This window comes from Pseudomonas sp. NFACC16-2, from assembly GCF_900119205.1.
GTDB classification, from domain to species: Bacteria; Pseudomonadota; Gammaproteobacteria; order Pseudomonadales; family Pseudomonadaceae; genus Aquipseudomonas; species Aquipseudomonas fluorescens_Q.
The window spans coordinates 238271-256418 of record NZ_FPIX01000001.1 but is presented as its reverse complement, the minus strand read 5'-3'; the positions used below and the strand labels follow the sequence as shown (position 1 = coordinate 256418).

Annotated in this window: 14 protein-coding genes; all 14 read left to right on the top strand. The window is 57.1% G+C overall.

Annotation, left to right across the window (positions count from 1 at the left end; genetic code table 11):
- Positions 1-46: 46 nt before the first annotated feature.
- A complete protein-coding gene (locus tag BT116_RS00990) occupies positions 47-853 on the top strand; it encodes a CheR family methyltransferase (protein WP_072339234.1) in 807 nt (268 codons plus the stop codon).
- Positions 846-1358 (top strand): chemotaxis protein CheD, encoded by a 513-nt coding sequence (locus BT116_RS00985; protein WP_072339232.1) that lies wholly within the window; start codon positions 846-848, stop codon positions 1356-1358. The genes BT116_RS00990 and BT116_RS00985 overlap by 8 nt, the downstream gene beginning before the upstream one ends.
- On the top strand, positions 1355-2422 hold the full coding sequence (locus tag BT116_RS00980; protein ID WP_072339230.1) for a protein-glutamate methylesterase/protein-glutamine glutaminase: 1068 nt from the start codon (positions 1355-1357) through the stop codon (positions 2420-2422). The genes BT116_RS00985 and BT116_RS00980 overlap by 4 nt, the downstream gene beginning before the upstream one ends.
- Positions 2419-4563 (top strand): putative bifunctional diguanylate cyclase/phosphodiesterase, encoded by a 2145-nt coding sequence (locus tag BT116_RS00975; protein WP_072339228.1) that lies wholly within the window; start codon positions 2419-2421, stop codon positions 4561-4563. Before BT116_RS00980 ends, BT116_RS00975 begins: the two co-directional genes overlap by 4 nt.
- Positions 4564-4632: 69 nt before the next feature.
- The gene (locus BT116_RS00970) at positions 4633-6267 is read left to right on the top strand and encodes a methyl-accepting chemotaxis protein (RefSeq protein WP_072339226.1); all 1635 of its coding nucleotides are present in this window, start codon (positions 4633-4635) and stop codon (positions 6265-6267) included.
- A gap of 312 nt (positions 6268-6579) precedes the next feature.
- A complete protein-coding gene (locus tag BT116_RS00965) occupies positions 6580-8550 on the top strand; it encodes a TonB-dependent receptor plug domain-containing protein (RefSeq protein ID WP_083569075.1) in 1971 nt (656 codons plus the stop codon).
- Positions 8547-9080, top strand: a complete 534-nt coding sequence (locus BT116_RS00960) for a YfiR family protein (protein ID WP_072339222.1) — start codon at positions 8547-8549, stop codon at positions 9078-9080. The genes BT116_RS00965 and BT116_RS00960 overlap by 4 nt, the downstream gene beginning before the upstream one ends.
- A gap of 2 nt (positions 9081-9082) precedes the next feature.
- Positions 9083-10360, top strand: a complete 1278-nt coding sequence (locus BT116_RS00955; protein WP_083569074.1) for a sensor domain-containing diguanylate cyclase — start codon at positions 9083-9085, stop codon at positions 10358-10360.
- Positions 10361-10626: 266 nt separating this feature from the next.
- Complete coding sequence (locus tag BT116_RS00950; protein ID WP_083569073.1) at positions 10627-12261, top strand: methyl-accepting chemotaxis protein; 1635 nt, start codon at positions 10627-10629, stop codon at positions 12259-12261.
- Positions 12262-12648: 387 nt separating this feature from the next.
- A complete protein-coding gene (locus tag BT116_RS00945; RefSeq protein ID WP_072339216.1) occupies positions 12649-13545 on the top strand; it encodes a nitrilase family protein in 897 nt (298 codons plus the stop codon).
- A 38-nt stretch (positions 13546-13583) separates the two neighbouring features.
- A complete protein-coding gene (locus BT116_RS00940) occupies positions 13584-14747 on the top strand; it encodes a substrate-binding protein (protein WP_072339214.1) in 1164 nt (387 codons plus the stop codon).
- Between the two features lie 58 nt (positions 14748-14805).
- Positions 14806-15639, top strand: a complete 834-nt coding sequence (locus tag BT116_RS00935; RefSeq protein ID WP_072339212.1) for a branched-chain amino acid ABC transporter permease — start codon at positions 14806-14808, stop codon at positions 15637-15639.
- On the top strand, positions 15632-17443 hold the full coding sequence (locus tag BT116_RS00930) for an ABC transporter permease subunit (RefSeq protein WP_083569072.1): 1812 nt from the start codon (positions 15632-15634) through the stop codon (positions 17441-17443). The genes BT116_RS00935 and BT116_RS00930 overlap by 8 nt, the downstream gene beginning before the upstream one ends.
- Positions 17440-18147, top strand: a complete 708-nt coding sequence (locus tag BT116_RS00925) for a branched-chain amino acid ABC transporter ATP-binding protein (RefSeq protein ID WP_072339208.1) — start codon at positions 17440-17442, stop codon at positions 18145-18147. The genes BT116_RS00930 and BT116_RS00925 overlap by 4 nt, the downstream gene beginning before the upstream one ends.
- Position 18148 lies beyond the last annotated feature (1 nt).

Here is an 18148-nt window from a genome sequence, read left to right as displayed (position 1 = left end):
GTAAAAAACGCCGCATCATGAAACATCTGCACGGACTTCCCCCGCAATGAATAACCTGGTGCTCTCCGATAAGGAGTTCCGGCTGTACCGCGACATGATTTTTGAAGTGGCCGGAATCAGTATGTCTGATGCCAAAAAATCGCTGGTCAGTGGGCGTCTGGCCAAACGCATCCGCCAGCGCAATCTGTCGAGCTACGGTGACTATTTTCGGCTGTTGATGCGTGACCCGGCCGAACAGCAAATAGCAGTGGATTTGTTGACCACCAACGAAACCTATTTTTTTCGCGAGCCCAAGCATTTTGCTTTCTTGCGCGAGCGCATCCTGCCCGAGCTTGAAAACCGCTCCACGTTAAGGGTCTGGAGCGGCGCATGTTCCAGCGGCGAGGAACCTTACAGCATTGCAATGACCCTGGCCGAAGCGCTCGGCAACCGGTCATGGGAACTACTCGCCTCGGATCTCAGCACACGGGTGCTGGAAAAGGCTCGCGATGGCCTGTATCGCATGAACGATGCCGAAGATATTCCACGGCCGCTGTTGGTTAAATACTGTTTCAGGGGCGTCGGCGAAAACGCAGGCACTCTGCTGATCGACCCGGTCTTGCGTAACCGCATGAGCTTTCAACAAATCAATCTGAACGCGCCATTGCCCCAGTTGGGGGCGTTCGAGGTCATTTTTTTGCGTAACGTGATGATCTATTTCGATCTTGAGACAAAGCGTCAGGTGATGCGGCGATTGCTTCCGATGCTGAGGCCGGGGGGCTACTTCATTGTCAGCCACTCGGAGAGCCTCAACGGCGTTTGTGATGAGTTGAAAGTCGTCGCGCCTTCCATATACCGGAAGCCTCATGCGTAGACACGACGGCATCATCGAGATTTTCCTGCAGCCGGGAGAGTTGTATTTCGGCGACCGCTACACCCGAATCCGTACGTTATTGGGCTCCTGCGTATCCATGGTGTGCTGGCATCCAAAGCGGTTGATCGGCGGTATGAGCCATTTCATGCTGCCGACCCGCCCGTTGCCCTCTACCGATGAACTCGACGGTCGTTACGGCGATGAAGCGATTGCGCTGATGCTGCGTGAAGCGCGCCTGCATGGTGTTTCGCTCGCGGAGTTCCGCATCCAGCTATTTGGCGGTGGCGATATGTTCCCCGCCATAGGAAGACAAAAAGGTAACCATGTGGGCAAGAAGAACGTCGAGGCCGCCAAACAGCTGTTACAGGCCCATGGGTTGAGTTGCAGCGGTGCCCATGTGGAGGGCGTCGGCCATCGGAATCTGATCTTCGATCTGTGGAGCGGCCATGTCTCGCTCAAGCATATTCCGCCAACGGCGGACGTACATCAGGGTAAACGAGCATGAAGCCAATCAAGGTGATGATCGTCGACGACTCCGCCGTGGTACGCCAGGTCCTTTCGGCGATGCTCGCCGAGCACCCCGGGATCGAAGTGATCGGGGTGGCCGTCGACCCGTTGTTCGCACTGGACAAAATGCAACGTGAGTGGCCCGACGTCTTGGTGCTGGACGTAGAAATGCCACGCATGGATGGCATCACGTTCTTGAAAAAACTGATGGCTGAACGACCGACTCCGGTCGTCATCTGCTCCACGCTCACCACGGCCGGCGCCCAAACGACGTTGCAAGCGTTGGCCGAAGGTGCAGTTGGAGTCATCGGTAAGCCTGGCCATGGGCTCAAGCAGTTCCTCCACGATACCGCTGAAGAGCTGGTCCAGGCCATCCAGAGCGCGGCGAGGGCCAACTTGAGCCGCCTTATCCCACGGGCGGGCTCCAGGTCGCTCGCCGATCTTACCCTGCCGCCCGTTCACCGTGCCCTGCGACAGGCTACCGAGACGCTGGTTGCCATCGGCACGTCCACCGGCGGCACTCAGGCCTTGGAGGCGATACTCACACGCCTGCCACCGGGTTGCCCGGGCTTGCTCATCGTCCAGCACATGCCGGAGCGTTTCACGGCTGCCTTCGCCGAGCGGCTGAACCAGTTGTGCCGGATCGAGGTACTCGAAGCACGCAACGGCGATCGGGTCATGGCCGGGCGGGCATTGATCGCGCCAGGCGGACGGCACATGTTGCTTGCGCGCAGTGGTGCTCAGTACATGGTGGAGGTTCGTGACGGGCCGCCTGTCAGTCGGCACCGACCTTCGGTCGACGTATTGTTCCGCTCTGTCGCTCGGGCGGCTGGTAGCCGTGCGCTGGGTATCATCATGACGGGCATGGGCGACGACGGCGCGCGAGGTCTGAAAGAGATGCATGAGGCCGGTGCCCGTACCCTTGCTCAAGATGAGGCCAGTTGCGTGGTCTTCGGCATGCCCAAAGAGGCGATCAAGCTGGGGGCGGCGGAGCGTGTTTTGCCACTTTGCGACATTCCTTCGGCGATTCTCGCCAGCACAAACGCAAGGGGCGGGGCATGAAGATGAACGAAGAACTTCCTCCCCTGAGCTTGCACGACGGTACTCCCTGTGCCGAGCAGACAGCACCTTGCGCCCGACTTGTACGTGAGGCGTTCGAGAGCGCAGCCGATTTTCGGGCATTCCGCGCATTGGCCGAGAACACGCCGGACACCATTGCCCGCTATGATTGTCAGGCTCAGCGTACCTATGCCAACCCTGCCTTCGCCCGTATGGTCGGGGTGCCCGCCGCGGATCTGCTTGGCAGCAAGCCCAGCCAAAGTGGTATTCCTCAAATGTTGGCCTACGAGGCCGCATTGCTCGACGTCGCACGCAGCGGCCAGCCTACCGAATACGAGCTGTCCTGGACCGGGGCGGGTGGGCACTTGATCACCAGCCAGATTCGTCTCGTTCCAGAGTGTGGAGCTGACGGACGGGTCATCAGCGTGCTGGCCGTTGGTCGCGACATTTCCGAGTTCAAGGCAACGGAGCGGCGCTTGGAGCAAGCCGAGGCCATGGCTCGTCTCGGCCACTGGCAACTGGACTACCGCCCGGGCTCCTTACGACTTTCGGCGCAGCTCTGTCGGATGCTGGATAAACCTCGTGATTGGGCTCCGACCCAGAGCGATCTGCTTTCTATGCTCGCGCTCAAGGACCGTCGGCGAGTTCTTGAGTGTCTCTGGCAGGCGCGCTCCGAGCGAAGCACTTCCCTGACACTGGAATATTGTGTCTCTGTGGGTGGGCAGTCCCTGCACCTACATTCTGATATGAACATCGAATACGACGCCGATGGTCGGCTCCTGCAAGCACTTGGCACCGTTCAGGACGTCAGCGAACTGAAAGCCTATCAGCGGCGATTGCATACCCTGGCGTTCTATGATGCTCTGACAGAACTGCCTAATCGCGAGCTGTTTCGAGAGCGTCTGCAACAGGCGTTGGCCGAATCCGGGCGCAGCGGTCGCCAGGTTGTTGTCGCGGTTCTGGACCTCGACAATTTCAAAGTCGTAAACGATACGTTTGGACATGGCGCTGGCGATGAATTATTGCGCGAAACCGCCAGGCGCCTGCGACGTTTCGTATGCGGTAACGATAGCGTCGCACGCCTGGGCGGTGACGAGTTCGCTTTGATTCTTACCAAACTCACCAACGCTATGGACCTGGAGGATGTAGGCAAAAGAATCCTACAGGCGATTACGGGGATCTACCGGATTCAGGACCGGGAAGTTTTCGTCTCTGGCAGCCTCGGAATTTCACGCAGCCCGACAGACGCACACACCATAAGCGAACTGCTGCAATACGCTGATTCGGCCATGTACCATGCCAAGGCACATGGGCGGAACAATGTGCAACTCTACTCGCCGCGCCTGACTCAACAAGCCACCGAGCGCCAGACGTTGGCGGCCAGCTTGCGCCATGCCCTGCACAACGGCGAACTGGCGCTGCACTATCAGCCGCAGATCGACCTGGCCAGCGGGCGTGTCATCGGTGCCGAAGCGCTGCTGCGCTGGAATCACCCCGAGCAGGGCCAGGTGCCGCCGGATACGTTCATCCCTATCGCCGAAGAAACCGGATTGATCGTAAGCATCGGCGAATGGGTCCTGAATGAGGCCTGTCGCTTTGCCGCCGCCTGGAACCGCGAGGGGCGTTGCCCGTCGCTGAAAATAGCCGTCAACCTTTCGCCACGGCAGTTCCAGATGAACGATTTGTTCGCTTCGGTCCAAGCCATTTTGCAGCAGACCCGTTGTGAGCCAGGCTGGCTGGCGCTGGAAATCACCGAAGGCCTGTTGTTGGAAAACAGCAGTGTCGTACGCGAAACCCTTGAGCAACTGAGCGCCATGGGTATTTCGATCGCCATCGACGATTTTGGCACTGGCTATTCGGCACTGGGCTATCTGAGTCGCTTCCCCATCGAAACCTTGAAGATAGACCGCTCTTTTATTCACGACATCGAGCACAACCGTGACAGCGCCGAGTTGGTCAAGGCGATCATTTCCATGGCGCATAGCCTTCGTTTGTCATTGATCGCCGAAGGTGTTGAAGAGGTCTCCCAGCAGGTATTCCTGCAGCGCTATGGCTGTCATAGCGCGCAAGGCTGGCTGTATGGCAAAGCTGTGTCCCAGGAAGATTTCGGACAACTGTCATTGTTTCATGCTGCCTGGCCTTGATGGGCAGCACGCGGCATCCGTGGCTCTCCCACCGTTTTGATTTTTTCCTATCAGAGTTGATACACCCCGATGAAAAGTCTTCGCAATATGCCAATAAGCCGCCGGCTATGGATTGTTCTTTTGCTCGCCATGACCATGCTCCTTGCGCTTGGCGGATTTATGCTGCAACAGATCTACAAAGAGGAATATGAAGCCAAGACCGTCAAGACCCGCCAAGTGGTTGAAGCAGGCATGGGCGTACTCAAGCATTTCCATGAGTTGGAAACCAGCGGCGTTCTGGGTCGTGAAGAAGCACAGAAGCAAGCCCTTGTGATCATCCGAAAGCTACGCTATGACGGCGACAACTACTTATGGGTCAATGACTTCGGACCGAGGATGCTTATGCATCCGACCAACGCCAAGCTCGACGGACAGAACCTTTCCGGCTTCAGGGACCCTGATGGCAAGGCGTTATTCCTGGACATGGTGGCCGTTGCCAAGAGCCATGGCGGCGGCGTGGTGGGCTATCGCTGGCCCAAACCAGGCTTCAGCGAACCCGTTGGAAAAATTTCTTATGTCGAACGGTTTCAACCTTGGGAATGGATACTCGGGTCCGGCACCTACATCGATGACGTGCAGGCAGCTTTCCGAGTGCAGCTTTGGAAAGCGGCCGGTGTGTTCCTGGCGATCGGCTTAATCATGAGCCTGCTGGTCATACTGATCAGCAGAAGTATTATCCGGCCATTGAATGAAGCGGTGCGCGCCATGGCTGACATCGCCAGCGGGGAGGGCGATCTTACCCGTCAACTGGATGCCGGCGGCAATGACGAGCTGGCTGCGTTGGCCGGCCACTTCAACGCCTTCACCCAAAAGTTGCGGAATGTGATCGGCCAATCGCTGCAAGCCGCTACGTCTTTGAGTCAGGCGTCCGTTTCACTGGATGGGATCGCCAATGAAGGTCAGGGGCACAGCGAGCAGCAGGCCCATCAAATGGACCTGGTGGCGACCGCGATCAATGAAGTCACCTATGGCGTACAGGACGTGGCGAAAAACGCCGAGCAAGCCGCCAGCGAAGTGCGCGATGCCGATGAGCGTGCCCGGCAAGGGCATAGCAACATTGGCAACTGCTCGCGACAGGTCGAACAGTTGTCTGGAACGATCCAGCAAGCCGTGAAAGTCATCGAGGCGCTGGCGCAGGAGAGTACGCAGATCGGCAGTGTGATTGAAGTGATCCGTGCAATTGCCGAACAAACCAATCTGTTGGCCCTCAATGCCGCCATCGAAGCGGCGAGGGCGGGGGAGCAAGGCAGGGGCTTTGCGGTGGTAGCAGATGAGGTGCGCATGTTGGCTCAGCGCACACAGCAGTCCACCACACAGATCCAAGGCATGATCGAAACCTTGCAGCGTAATTCAGAGGCTGCCGTCAAGGTGATCGATGAGAGCAGCCAAGGTTCGCAATTGACCATTGAACAGGCCAGTCTGGCCAGTCTGAGCCTGGATCAGATCAGCCAATCGTTGCGTAACCTGACAAGCCTCAATGCCTCGATTGCCAGCGCGACCTTGCAACAGTCCCATGTGGTCGAGGACATCAACCGCAATGTCACCCAGGCCGCTGGCCTCGCGCAAGACAACACATTGGCCTGCGAGCGAACCAGCGCGGCAAGCCAGAGCCTGCGCCAATTGGCTGATCAATTGAACCGCCTGTTGGGCCAATTCCGGGTGTAAGCCCGGACGGGACAGTGTCAATTAGGCTCACATCGTCGCACAGGGCGCTGACGGTGTGATGTCCAGCTAGGCCGCGACGGCGAGGCGGCTTGCTGAATGTCGGTGTAAGCATCCCCCTACGTGATTGCGCAAGCCCTTACTCAATTATCAGTCCGGGCTTATGGGGTAACACCTGAAAAAGTGGCATTTTGAAATCGGCTATTACAGCAACGATCACTATCCAGTGGTCCGCCGCGAAGCGACAGGCTTCGATCTGTCAAACACAAAAACAAGTCCTACAAACGTCGACCTCTTGTGAAGCGGGATCGATCCGTGCGCAACGACTTCACCGCCGGCCGAGAGAATCACATCCAGATCATGCCATTAGACTCCGCCGTCTCACCGTTACGCCGGCACGTCTTGCTAAGCACTTGCCGATGTTTCTGCGTGTTGGGCTTCTGGTTGCTGTCACGAGTAGTGGTCGCCCAAGATCTGACCAGTGTTCCATTCGAGCAGTTGCTGGAAACCGAAGTGGTCGACGCAGCACGATTTTCACAGCAACTGACCGATACCCCGTCCGCCGTCTCGGTGATCACGGCACAAGACATTCGCCGTTTCGGTTACCGGACGTTGGCCGAAATTATGAACAACATGCGCGGCCTGAATATCGGTTTCGATGGTGCCTATTACTTCCCTGGAGGCCGTGGTTACGGGCAGCCTGGCGAATACGCGGGACGGGTTATGCTGCGCATCGACGGTCAGCCGGTCGCCGATAACGTTTTCAACCAGATCTACCTTGGTGAAGACGGCTTGCTCGACACCGAGCTGATCGATCGGGTCGAATACGCGCCAGGGCCGGGCGCCGCGTTGTACGGCAACAATGCCTTCTTGGGGGTCATCAACGTTGTAACCCTGCGAGGGCGCGATCTGAATGGCACCCAGGTGGCCATGACCACCGGCTCGAACCAGGACCGTAAGGTGCGCGCCAGTTGGGGCAAGCGTTTGGATAACGGTGCTGAATGGTTGGTTTCGGCCTCGTCGTCTCAAGCCGATCTGCCGCGAACGCACCTTGACGATGGGATCCTACAAGACGATCTTGACGGGCAGCGGCTTTTCATCAAGGGGGCACAGGGCGCCTGGAGCATCGAGGGGGTCTTTGCCGAGCGCAATCAGCAAGAGTTGTCGACTCCGCTTGGCTCCGCCTGGAACTTTTCCGATACGAATACCTTATGGAAGCTCGGCCACGATGCGGACCATGGCAGCTTCCGTTCCTCTGTCCGGCTCGCCCAGGGTAGTTATCAGTACAGCAGTGCCTACCGTGAGCCCATTGAAGACGGGCGTCGTTTCATCGAAAACATTGACGCCGACGGACGGTGGTGGGATCTGGAGGGGACTATCAGCAGCATAGCCCTCACGGGCCATCGCGTGGTATTGGGTGGCGAATACCGCGATGACTATCTGCAAGATCAACAGATGCGGCGATATTTCCCCCGACGCAACGAATACGAATTGAGCCGGAGCCATGGGGAGGCCCAAACCGCCAGCCTCTTCGCCCAGGATGAGATCGAGCTGCCCTACGATCTGAGCTTGAACTTGGGACTGCGCTTTGATCGGCGTAGCAGCAACGACACGGTGGTGCGCAGTGCCCCTCGCGCTGCTCTGCTTTATACAGGCCTGTCAGACACCACTCTGTCGCTGTCCCACGGCGTTGCGACTCGTTTCGCAAGCCGCAACGAGACGACCTTCTACGAGCTTTCCTCGACCGAGTCGGAACGTGTCACCACTACCGAGTTCGTGAGCGACTATCGCCGTGGTGACTTCAGGGTGTTGGGCAGTCTTTATCGTTACCGCATTACAGATCCGATCCGACGGTTTTCGGATCCTGCCTTGGCATGGGTCGACACCCGTGGTGCGGAACTCGAAGCGCAATGGCAATGGCACGGTGTTCAACTGCGCGGCAGCCATACTTGGCAGCGCTCGCAGGACAACCTGGCGCGGAACCTGATCAATTCGCCGCGCAACCTGAGTAAGTTACAGATATCGGTACCGCTCGCTGGAGAACGGTTGCGAGCGAGTCTCGCGGCGCGCTACGTGGGTGAGCGCCTGATAGCACCTGGAAGGAATGTTGCCGGTTATGCAATCACTGACCTTACCCTGACGAGCGAGGAAATTCTGCCCGGCGTGAGTGTGACCGCCGCGGTGCGTAACCTCTTCGACCGCCACTACCTGGAGTCCCCGTTCGGCGCTGAGATTGAACGCGGAGAGCGTACCCTGTGGTTCAGCCTGGGGTACGCGTTCCAATGAAAAACCTCGTTCTCCACCTACTCATTTCTGCCGTACTGTACCTGCCCAGCCAGAGTCTGTTAGCTGACGCGGCGGTGGACGAGCGCGCCATGAAGGCGGCCTATCTCTATAACTTCACGCTGTTCGCCCAGTGGCCCTCCCTGCCTGACGCGGACTTCCAGTTCTGCGTGCTAGGCAGCACACCCTTGGATGAAGAACTCACTCACCTGGAGGGTAAAAAAGCCCAAAACGGCTTACCCATTTCCATACGATGGGTCCTGCCCAATGAGTCGTTTTCCGGCTGTCAGGTACTGTATATCGACGAACGCAACCGCCGAACGCTGGATTCGCTGCTCCACCGGCTTGCCGCATCGCCAGTGTTAACCATTACAGACGCCACCGGTTTTGCCGATCGGGGCATCATGATCGAGATGCGCCGCCAGGGCCCGCGCATTGTTTTCGACGTTAATCTTGCAGCAGCACGGCGCGTGAATCTTGACTTCAGTGCCCGTCTGCTCAAACTCGCCAGTTTCGTGGCCTACAGGTCCTAGGCATGTCTCCCATGCCTTTCAGGGATCGGCCGCTACGCGACAAACTCACCCATACGGGTTTTTTACTGACCGCGGCTGTCATGGTGATCCTGCTGATAGCCTTGCTGGCCTACCAACTGATCGTACAGCGCAATGCGTTGGCGGAAGGGGTGAGGGCGCACGCCATGGTGATCGGAAGTAACGGTGCCGCGGCGATCATGTTTCACGATGCACTCGAAGCCCATGAGACACTCGCGTCTCTCAAACACATTCCAGACATCACGTGGGCCGCGTTTCTCTTGCCCGATGGAAAGGAGCTGGCAAGCTACCAAAGGGACACGACCGATGCCAATGGGAATCGCGCAGTGACCGATGGCATAGGCTGGAATTACTTGCTTATTCGTCAGCCTATTGTGCTTCATGGACAATACATTGGCAGTGTCGCGGTGCAGGCAAGTCTGGCATCCCTTTACCGTGGCCTGGCGTTGCAGAGCGCATTCGGGGGGCTTGCGGCCGTCGTGGCCCTGTCATTGTCCTTGATCTTATCGCGACGAATCGCGTCAAGCATTGTGCGACCCTTGCTGGACTTGGTTAACCTTACCGAACAAGTACGCGCCAAGCGCGATTTCAGCCTGCGGGCAACGGAGTACGGGGCTGACGAGGCCGGCCGTCTCGCCCGCAGCTTCAATGACATGATGGAGCAGCTAGAATGGCACGATGCCCGGATCAGTGCCGAACTGCAACAGCGTCGGCTGGCCGAGCAACAGCTCAACCAATTGGCTTACCACGATCCCATTACCGGCCTGCACAACCGGCACTATTTCAAGGAAAAACTCGAGACCGCCGTGGCGGAAGTGCTTCGCTACGGGACGTCCTGCGCAGTGCTGTTTATCGACCTGGATGATTTCAAGATCGTCAACGATACGCTCGGTCACGAGACCGGCGACAAGTTGCTGATCTTGGTCGCGGAGCGATTGCGTCATGCATTACGAAGCAACGATGTGGTATGCCGGATCGGCGGCGACGAGTTTGCGGTGATCCTGGAAAATCGAGTCAGCACTACTCAGGCCACCCGGGTCGCGGCGAACATCGTCGGCGCACTGTCCGATCCTTTCGATATCGAGGATCATCGGATAAACATCGGCGCGAGCTTGGGCATCAGCCTGTGCCCCGATCACGCCTCAGACACCGTCAGTCTTCTGCGCAATGCGGACATGGCGATGTATCGCGCCAAAGGTTGTGGGAAGAACAACTTTTCTTTGTACGCATCGGAAATGGAAAGCAACCCGGTCAGCCACTGATATTCAGGTGCCCCCTATCCGGCAACATAGGGGGCGCCCTACCTGAGAATCAGTCTTGCCTGATAGTGGTCGCGAGGGGCCACGCCTATATTGGATACCCTCAAGGGAGACCACGTCCACACAGGTCCGGTGTCTGTGCCGCAAACATGTCCTCGTTCAGCTCCTCTTGATCATCAGAGGGGCGCTCACGGATAGGTAAGACTTCGACGGTTCGCCCCAGTGTCTCTTCCCGTTCAGCTATTGGCGAGCACGCACCAGGAATCGTAATGATGAATTTGAATGTCAGCACCCGGTTAGGTTTTGGTTTCGCGTTTATCTTGGCGCTGTCGACCGCGCTGACATGGCTGGCGACCTCTCAAGTGACCTATATCAAAAACACCCTCTCCGGTATCAATGACGTCAATAACGTCAAAGCCCGCTATGCGATTAACTTTCGCGGTAGCGTGCATGACCGGGCGATTGTATTGCGCGATACATTGCTGATCGCAAACAACACGGAAATCCCGCCCGAGCTGGCGAAAATCAAAAAGCTCTCGGAAGATTATGCGACCTCGGCTGAGGCGCTCGATCGCATGTTTGCGAGCCAGCATGACATTACCTCTGAAGAGCGCAGTGCGCTGGCGAAGATCAAGGCCATCGAGGCGAAAACCCTGCCTCTGATCGGGCGCGTGGTGGAAATGCGCCTGAATGATCAGGGGCCCCAGGCCCTTGAGCTATTGCTGACTCAAGCCCGTCCTGCGTTCGTGGAATGGTTGTACCTAATCAACCAATTGATCGATCTCGAAGAGGGCATGAGCAAACAGGCTGCCAGTCAAGCTTATGCGGTGGCCAGCCAATTCAGTCTTGTCATGTGGGGGGCGACCATCGCTCTCATCATCTTGGGGGGCGGCGTGGCTTGGGTGTTGGCTCGCAGTTTCTTGAAACCGCTGACCCATGCGCTGGCTATGGCCGAGTCGGTCGCGGTGGGTAATCTTACCTCTACACAGGAAGTTGAAGGGTCGGATGAGCCCGCCCGTTTGCTCAAGGCTTTGGAACGTATGCAGCGGAGCCTGCGCAATACGATCAACAATATTTATGTTTCCGCCGATCATCTGTCCCATACCTCGGAAGATATGAAAACCCTTTCTGAGCAAAGCTCGATGGGCTTGAACCGGCAGAACCTGGAGATCGAGCAGGCTGCCAGTGCAGTGACGCAAATGACCGCGGCTGTGGAGGAAGTGGCCCGTAATGCCCTGCTGGCCTCGCAGGCATCAGGCACCGCCAGTAGCTCATCAAAACATGGCCGAGAGATGGTGGTAGCGACTGTCAGCGCGATTCAGCAGATGATCGAAGAGGTACAAAAGACCTCGACACAGGTCGGCGAACTCGCCCGTAAAAGCCAGGACATCGGAAGGGTACTTGAAGTCATCCGCTCAATTGCCGAGCAAACCAATCTGCTGGCCTTGAACGCTGCCATTGAAGCGGCGCGGGCGGGCGATGCCGGTCGCGGTTTTGCGGTGGTCGCCGACGAGGTGCGAGGCCTGGCTCATCGCACTCAACAATCGACTTTGGAAATCGAAGACATGGTCACGGGCATCCGTGGTGACATTGAAGATTCCGTGCTCTTGATGAAAGGCTGCACACTAAAAGCTGACGGTACGCTCGACGTTGCGCGTTCAGCAGGCGGAGCCCTGGATGAAATTACCCATGCCGTAGAGCAGATATCGGAACGCAATCAAACCATTGCCAGCGCGATGCAACAGCAAGCAGTGGTGGCGCGAGAGGTAGACCACAACCTGCTGAATATCAGGGATTTCTCTATCGAGTCGCAGGAGGTGGCGAATAAGACGTTTACGACCACCAAGGAGCTTAACCAGGTGATTAACGACTTGCGTGAAATGATGAAGAGCTTTGTCCTCTAAGTTACGTAGGTCGCCCCTGGAAACCGATATCGTCTGCGCGGCAACGCTATAGAGGTCTCCATGGGCTATGGACGTTGTCGCCAAGGTCTTGGATTGAGCGACAACGGGAGCAACGATAGACACGCGATCATGCGTGCGCTGCGACTATGCCGTTCTGGCAGATTCGAATCCTGCGGCACAGGCTCGATTCGCTAGCAGCGCTGCCAACGTCCGCTATAAAAATCCGTTGACATCAGTGGATACACCTCTGTAACGTCAGCGCACAGGTCGTCGTTTCCTTTTGGAAATCGCAGACCCTCAGCAATATTGCTGAGTACATATCGGCTATAGAAGCCCCTGAATTGCGTTAGTAGCGCATTCGGGGGCTTTTTTTTTGGAAAAAATAATATGTCGGCTTTTCGATCCTCTGACGAAACCCAAGAATTTCCGAGCATCACGGTGGCAGCCGTACAAATGGAGCCACGAGTGGGCTGCAAGGCTGAAAACCTGGAAGTGTCGCTGCACCTGATAGCCGAAGCGGCCAGCGCCGGTGCGCAGATCGTTGTACTGCCCGAATTGGTTAGCAGCGGGTATGTCTTTTCCAGTCGTGAAGAGGCCTTTGAACTGGCGGAATCCGTACCGGCAGGCATCAGCACCCAGGCGTGGGAAGACGCTGCCCGCCAGCACAACGTTTACGTCATCGGCGGCGTTGCCGAACGAGTGGGGCACAAGCTTTACAACGCTGCCGTCATGGTCGGCCCCGAAGGTTATGTGGGGACTTATCGCAAGCTCCATCTATGGGGAGACGAACATCTGTATTTCGAGGTCGGCGATCTTGGTTTACCGGTGTTCCATACGCCTTTTGGCCGCTTGGCGATGATCATCTGCTATGACGGCTGGTTCCCGGAGGTCTATCGACTGTTGGCCTTGCAAGGCGCAGATATCGTCTGCATGCCAACCAACTGGGTACCCATGCCGGGACAGGGCAGCGGCGCGATGATCATGGCCAATACGCTGGCCATGGCCAATGCGCACGTCAACGGTCTGAACATCATTTGCGCTAATCGTGTAGGCACCGAACGCGGTCAGCTCTTTGTGGGCAACAGCATCATTGTCGGCGCCGACGGTTGGCCATTGGTGGCCCCAGGCAGTGCAGATAACCAGCAAATACTTTACGCCGATATCAATCTGAAGGCGTCCCGTCAATCCCGGCGCCTTACAACGTTCAATACGGTCCTGCGTGACCGCCGTACCGATATCTATGACCCCATGTTAGGCACCGGCTGGCAGCTACCTCGCTACTAACCCCCCATCTCTACAACAAAACGATCGAGGATACTCACATGAAATCCACTTATCCCCTTATCCGTATCGCTGTTCTGGCTGCTACGGCGATCATAGCCACCCAGGGACATGCCGCTGAACCTATCAAGATTGGCGTTGCGGTGGGGTTGTCAGGCGCCAATAGCGTGGTGGCGCCAGCTGTTGTTCAGTCCTCGGAGCTCGCTGTGGAGCAAATCAACGCCGCCGGTGGAATCCTCGGTCGCCCGGTGCAGTTGGAGATCGTTGATGATGCTTCCGGTGCAATAGGTGCGCAGAAAGCCTTTGATACGTTGGTGCTGGAAAAGAAAGTGAACGCCATTATTGCGATGGAAAGTAGCGCCGCGCGCAATGCCGCCTTGCCGGTTATTTCTCGGGGGCGCGTGCCCTATATCTATACCTCGTTCTATGAAGGCCGTTCTTGCAATAAGTGGATGTATGTCAACGGTTGGGTGCCAGAACAGCAAGTTGCCCCCGTAGTGGATTACTTCAGCCAGAAACTCGGGGCTAAAAACTACTTTCTTGTCGGTAGCGATTACGCCTTTGGCCGGGGCATGCTGAAGTTTACTAAAGCGTACATTGAGCAACACGGCGGGAAGGTCATCGGTGAAGAGTACCTGCCGATGGACGGAAGTGACTGGACGGCCGTTATTTCAAAGATTCGCTCGACGCAACCCGACGCGCTTATCAGTGCCACGGCAGGTGGCGCACCTAACGTCTCATTGGCCAAACAGTTGAAAGCCGCGGCGCTGACACTGCCTTACGGCAACCTGGCCATTGACGAAGGCACCGCCAAGACCATGGGGGATGTCGCAACGGGTATGTACATGTCGGCTTCGTACTTGACCAGCATCGACACACCGGAGAATAAAAAATTCCTGAGTGACCTCGGCCAGAAGTTTGCCGGGAACCTGTCCACGCCAAACGAACTTTCCGAACCGCAATATGAAGCCTTCTTTCTCTACAAGGCTGCGGTGGAAAAAGCCAACTCCATCGACTCCGCTGCGGTTGTAGAGGCGTTGAACGATGTCTCCATCGTCGGGCCGCGCGGCGTTGTGCAGATGAATGCCAGCCGTCATACCCCCCTGGCCATGCGCCTGGGTCAAATACAAAGCGATGGTTCTATTCGCATTTTTGAAACCCAAGAAAAAGTCAGCCCAGGTATTCAATGCCCGAATTTGAAATAGTCCATTGCTTGATTACTAAGTAACGCTTTACGGTGCATTCTCCCCGGAGGGAGACGTCATGGTGTTAATTCTAGATATAACAACAACAATAGCCATGCTGTTCATTGTTACTGCGGGCCTGATGATGATTTTCGGAATAATGAAAATCGTCAACTTCGCCCATGGTGCCTTGCTGACCATGGGAGGGTATGCGGCGTTTGTCGTGACCCAACTGGGATGGAGTCCCTGGCTTGCGTGGCCGTTGGCTCTCGCGACCGGAATGATCGTTGGCGCGATTATCGAATATCTGATTGTTCGGCCACTTTACAAACGCCCTCTGGATGCCATCTTGGCAACGTGGGGGCTGGGTATCGTGATTGGCCAACTGATCATTCTCGCCTTTGGTCGGGATGTGAAGTTTGCAGATGTGCCTCTGGCTGGAACCTGGTCGCTGGGTGGAACGGATTACTCCGCCTATCGACTACTGTTGATTCCCCTGGCACTCGGCCTGTGCGCCTTGCTGACGGCGCTACTCAACGGCACCCGCTTCGGTGTCAAAACCCGCGCCGTCATCATGAACGAGGAATTGGCCAGTGGCCTGGGCATCCATGCCGGGCGCATACGCTTCATTACCTTCAGCCTGGGCGCGGGCCTGGGCACATTGGCCGGGGCCTTGATTAGTCCGCTTTCGAGTATTGACCCAGGCATGGGGATTATCTGGCTGGTTTCTGCCTTCATGCTCGTCATGGTCTCCGGGCATTCGATGCCCAGCCTTATCGTGACTTGCGCGGTATTTGGTGCGTGCCAAGTTATCGTGAGCACCTATGCGAGCCCGGTACTTGGCGGACTCACGATTGCCGTGTTGGCGGCGTTGACCTTGCGTATTCGTCCAAAGGGGTTCGCACATGACTAACACTACGTTGCAGGCGGCAAACCCCCAATCCACGGGGGCCAGTCGTCAGGGAGCATGGGGCCGTCCGGGCGTGCTGGCTTTGATCGCCATCGCATTGCTGGTCGCTGGCCCATGGATCTTCGATAGCTATGTCCTCAACCTGCTGATCAAGGCCTTTCTGTTTGCGATCGTCGTTATCACGGTGGATGTGCTGTGGGGCTATACCGGATATCTCACCTTTGGGCAGTCGGCGTTTTTTGGTATCGGTGCGTATGCCGCAGGCTTGGTTTTTACTCACTTTGGCCTGTCGCCTGGCTCCATTGCTATCGCCATCGGGCTCGCGATTGTTGTCCCGATGGTGGTTGCAGGGTTGGTGGGGTGGCTATCCTTCTACCGGGGCGCCTCGCCGTTTTTTGCCACGGTTATCTCGCTGGTGTTGCCCATCGTAATGACCCAGTTGTTGCTGTCCGGCGGTGAGTGGACGGGCTCCAGCTCTGGCCTCACCGGCTATGACACCTTCGACTTGTCGCTCAATGCCTGGTACTGGATCGCCGGGAGTGGCTTGGCAACGATAGGGCTTTTCGCCTGGCTGTTCGTGCGCAGTGATGCCGGGCGTGTGCTGGCGTCGATACGTGACAACGAGTCCAGATGTGCGTACCTGGGGATCAACGTTCCGAACATCAAAATCCTTCTGCTGATCGCCACTGCGGCGATTACAGGGATCGCAGGTTTTGGCTACGGCGTTTTCAGTGGCGTGGTGGCGCCCGAGTTGTCCGGTTTCGTCTTGGGTACCGAGCTGATCATCTGGGTTGCGCTGGGTGGACGCGGCACGTTGTGGGGGCCCATGGCGGGGGCGATTCTGATTAACGTCGCAACGGCCTATCTCGGCAGCCGCATGCCGTTTTTGTGGCAACTGATCCTCGGCCTCTCTTTCGTGCTGGTGATCGTCTTGTTGCCGCAGGGGATCGTCCCGGCTCTGCTCAAGCCCCTCGGTTTCGGTGCACGTTCGCGGCGAGTACCGGCGCTGGTTGAACGTGAAGGGAAAGCGGTTCCCGAATCGGATGGCGTGCCTGCGCTTCTAATGGAGGACGTCACCAAGAGTTATGGTTCGCTCAAGGTACTGCAGGGGATCAACCTCAAGGCCGAGGCCGGTGATCTGGTTGGACTGATCGGCCCCAATGGTGCCGGTAAAACAACGCTGATGCGGTGCATGAGCGACGGGGCTGACCGTACATCCGGGACGGTGCATCTGTGCGGTAACGATATCCGTCGGCTTCCGGCCGAGGCCTGCGTCCGTTTTGGTCTCGGGCGCAAATTTCAAAATGCCAATATTTTCGAATCCCTGACCGTCGCCGAGTGTCTGCGTATGGCCGGAACCCTTCACGAACGACCCTTGTTTTTCACGCGGGCGGATACGTTGGCCTTGCCATCCTATGCCTTGGACGTTCTGCGGGTTACCGGGTTGGATAGCATGCTGGACGTGGTCGCTCGAGACTTGTCGCACGGTGAACAGCAAGCGCTGGAACTGGCCATGGTGCTGGCCCTGGAACCTCGTATCGTGCTGCTCGACGAGCCTACCGCAGGGCTGACAAAGACCGAACGCACGCAAATCGGTGTGGTGCTTTCCATGCTCGCAAACCGCTACAAATTGTGCTGCCTGCTGGTTGAGCACGATCTGGATTTTGTGGAACAGATCGCTACCCGAATCGTGGTATTACACCAAGGGACGATGGTCATGCAGGGCACTTTCGAAGAAGTCGTCAATTCGGATTTGGTCAAGACGATTTATGCCGGATCTGCACTTGTTCCACAGGAGGTCGTATGAACGGTGCCACATTGGAACTGAATTCAGTCACGAGCGGTTACAGGGCGTCCGTCGTCCTACGGGATATGTCGTTCAAAGTCGCGGCCGGCGAAGCGGTCGCATTGCTGGGCAAGAACGGCATGGGCAAGACGACGTTGCTCAAGACCATCATGGGGTACCTGCCCAAGAAACAAGGCACTGTTCAAGTCAACGCCTGTGACATTACACGACTGTCGCCTCATCGAGTCGCACAAGTAGGTATTGCTTATGCGGCTCAGGAAAAAGCGCTTTTCACCGAACTGAGCATCCGGGACAACCTGCGTATGGGGCTCGAGAAAGACGCGTTGTTCGATGAGCGTTTCGCTGCCATAGAATCCGTGTTCCCGGTTTTCAAGGACCGTCTGAAGCAGTACGCCGGCACGCTGTCGGGAGGTGAGCAAAAAATGCTGCTGGTGGCGCGCGCGTTAATGATGCGCCCCTCCATCATTTTGCTGGACGAAATCACTGAAGGCTTGCAGCCCTCGGTGATTGACCGGATCGCTGTCGCACTGGTGCACGAGCGGCAACTCCACGGCACGACCCTGCTGCTTATCGAACAAAATGTACCGTTCGCTTTGAAGGTGGCGGATCGATACCTGGTGCTCAAACAAGGCGAGATCGAAGAGGAAGGCGACGCCCGCGCACCAGGTGCTACCGAAGCCATTTTCAATCATCTGAGGGTGTGAC

Coding starts and splice junctions, on each gene's coding strand:
- BT116_RS00990 (WP_072339234.1), top strand. CDS start 47: ATGAATAACCTGGTGCTCTCCGATAAGGAGTTCCGGCTGTACCGCGAC.
- BT116_RS00985 (WP_072339232.1), top strand. CDS start 846: ATGCGTAGACACGACGGCATCATCGAGATTTTCCTGCAGCCGGGAGAG.
- BT116_RS00980 (WP_072339230.1), top strand. CDS start 1,355: ATGAAGCCAATCAAGGTGATGATCGTCGACGACTCCGCCGTGGTACGC.
- BT116_RS00975 (WP_072339228.1), top strand. CDS start 2,419: ATGAAGATGAACGAAGAACTTCCTCCCCTGAGCTTGCACGACGGTACT.
- BT116_RS00970 (WP_072339226.1), top strand. CDS start 4,633: ATGAAAAGTCTTCGCAATATGCCAATAAGCCGCCGGCTATGGATTGTT.
- BT116_RS00960 (WP_072339222.1), top strand. CDS start 8,547: ATGAAAAACCTCGTTCTCCACCTACTCATTTCTGCCGTACTGTACCTG.
- BT116_RS00955 (WP_083569074.1), top strand. CDS start 9,083: ATGTCTCCCATGCCTTTCAGGGATCGGCCGCTACGCGACAAACTCACC.
- BT116_RS00950 (WP_083569073.1), top strand. CDS start 10,627: ATGATGAATTTGAATGTCAGCACCCGGTTAGGTTTTGGTTTCGCGTTT.
- BT116_RS00945 (WP_072339216.1), top strand. CDS start 12,649: ATGTCGGCTTTTCGATCCTCTGACGAAACCCAAGAATTTCCGAGCATC.
- BT116_RS00940 (WP_072339214.1), top strand. CDS start 13,584: ATGAAATCCACTTATCCCCTTATCCGTATCGCTGTTCTGGCTGCTACG.
- BT116_RS00935 (WP_072339212.1), top strand. CDS start 14,806: ATGGTGTTAATTCTAGATATAACAACAACAATAGCCATGCTGTTCATT.
- BT116_RS00930 (WP_083569072.1), top strand. CDS start 15,632: ATGACTAACACTACGTTGCAGGCGGCAAACCCCCAATCCACGGGGGCC.
- BT116_RS00925 (WP_072339208.1), top strand. CDS start 17,440: ATGAACGGTGCCACATTGGAACTGAATTCAGTCACGAGCGGTTACAGG.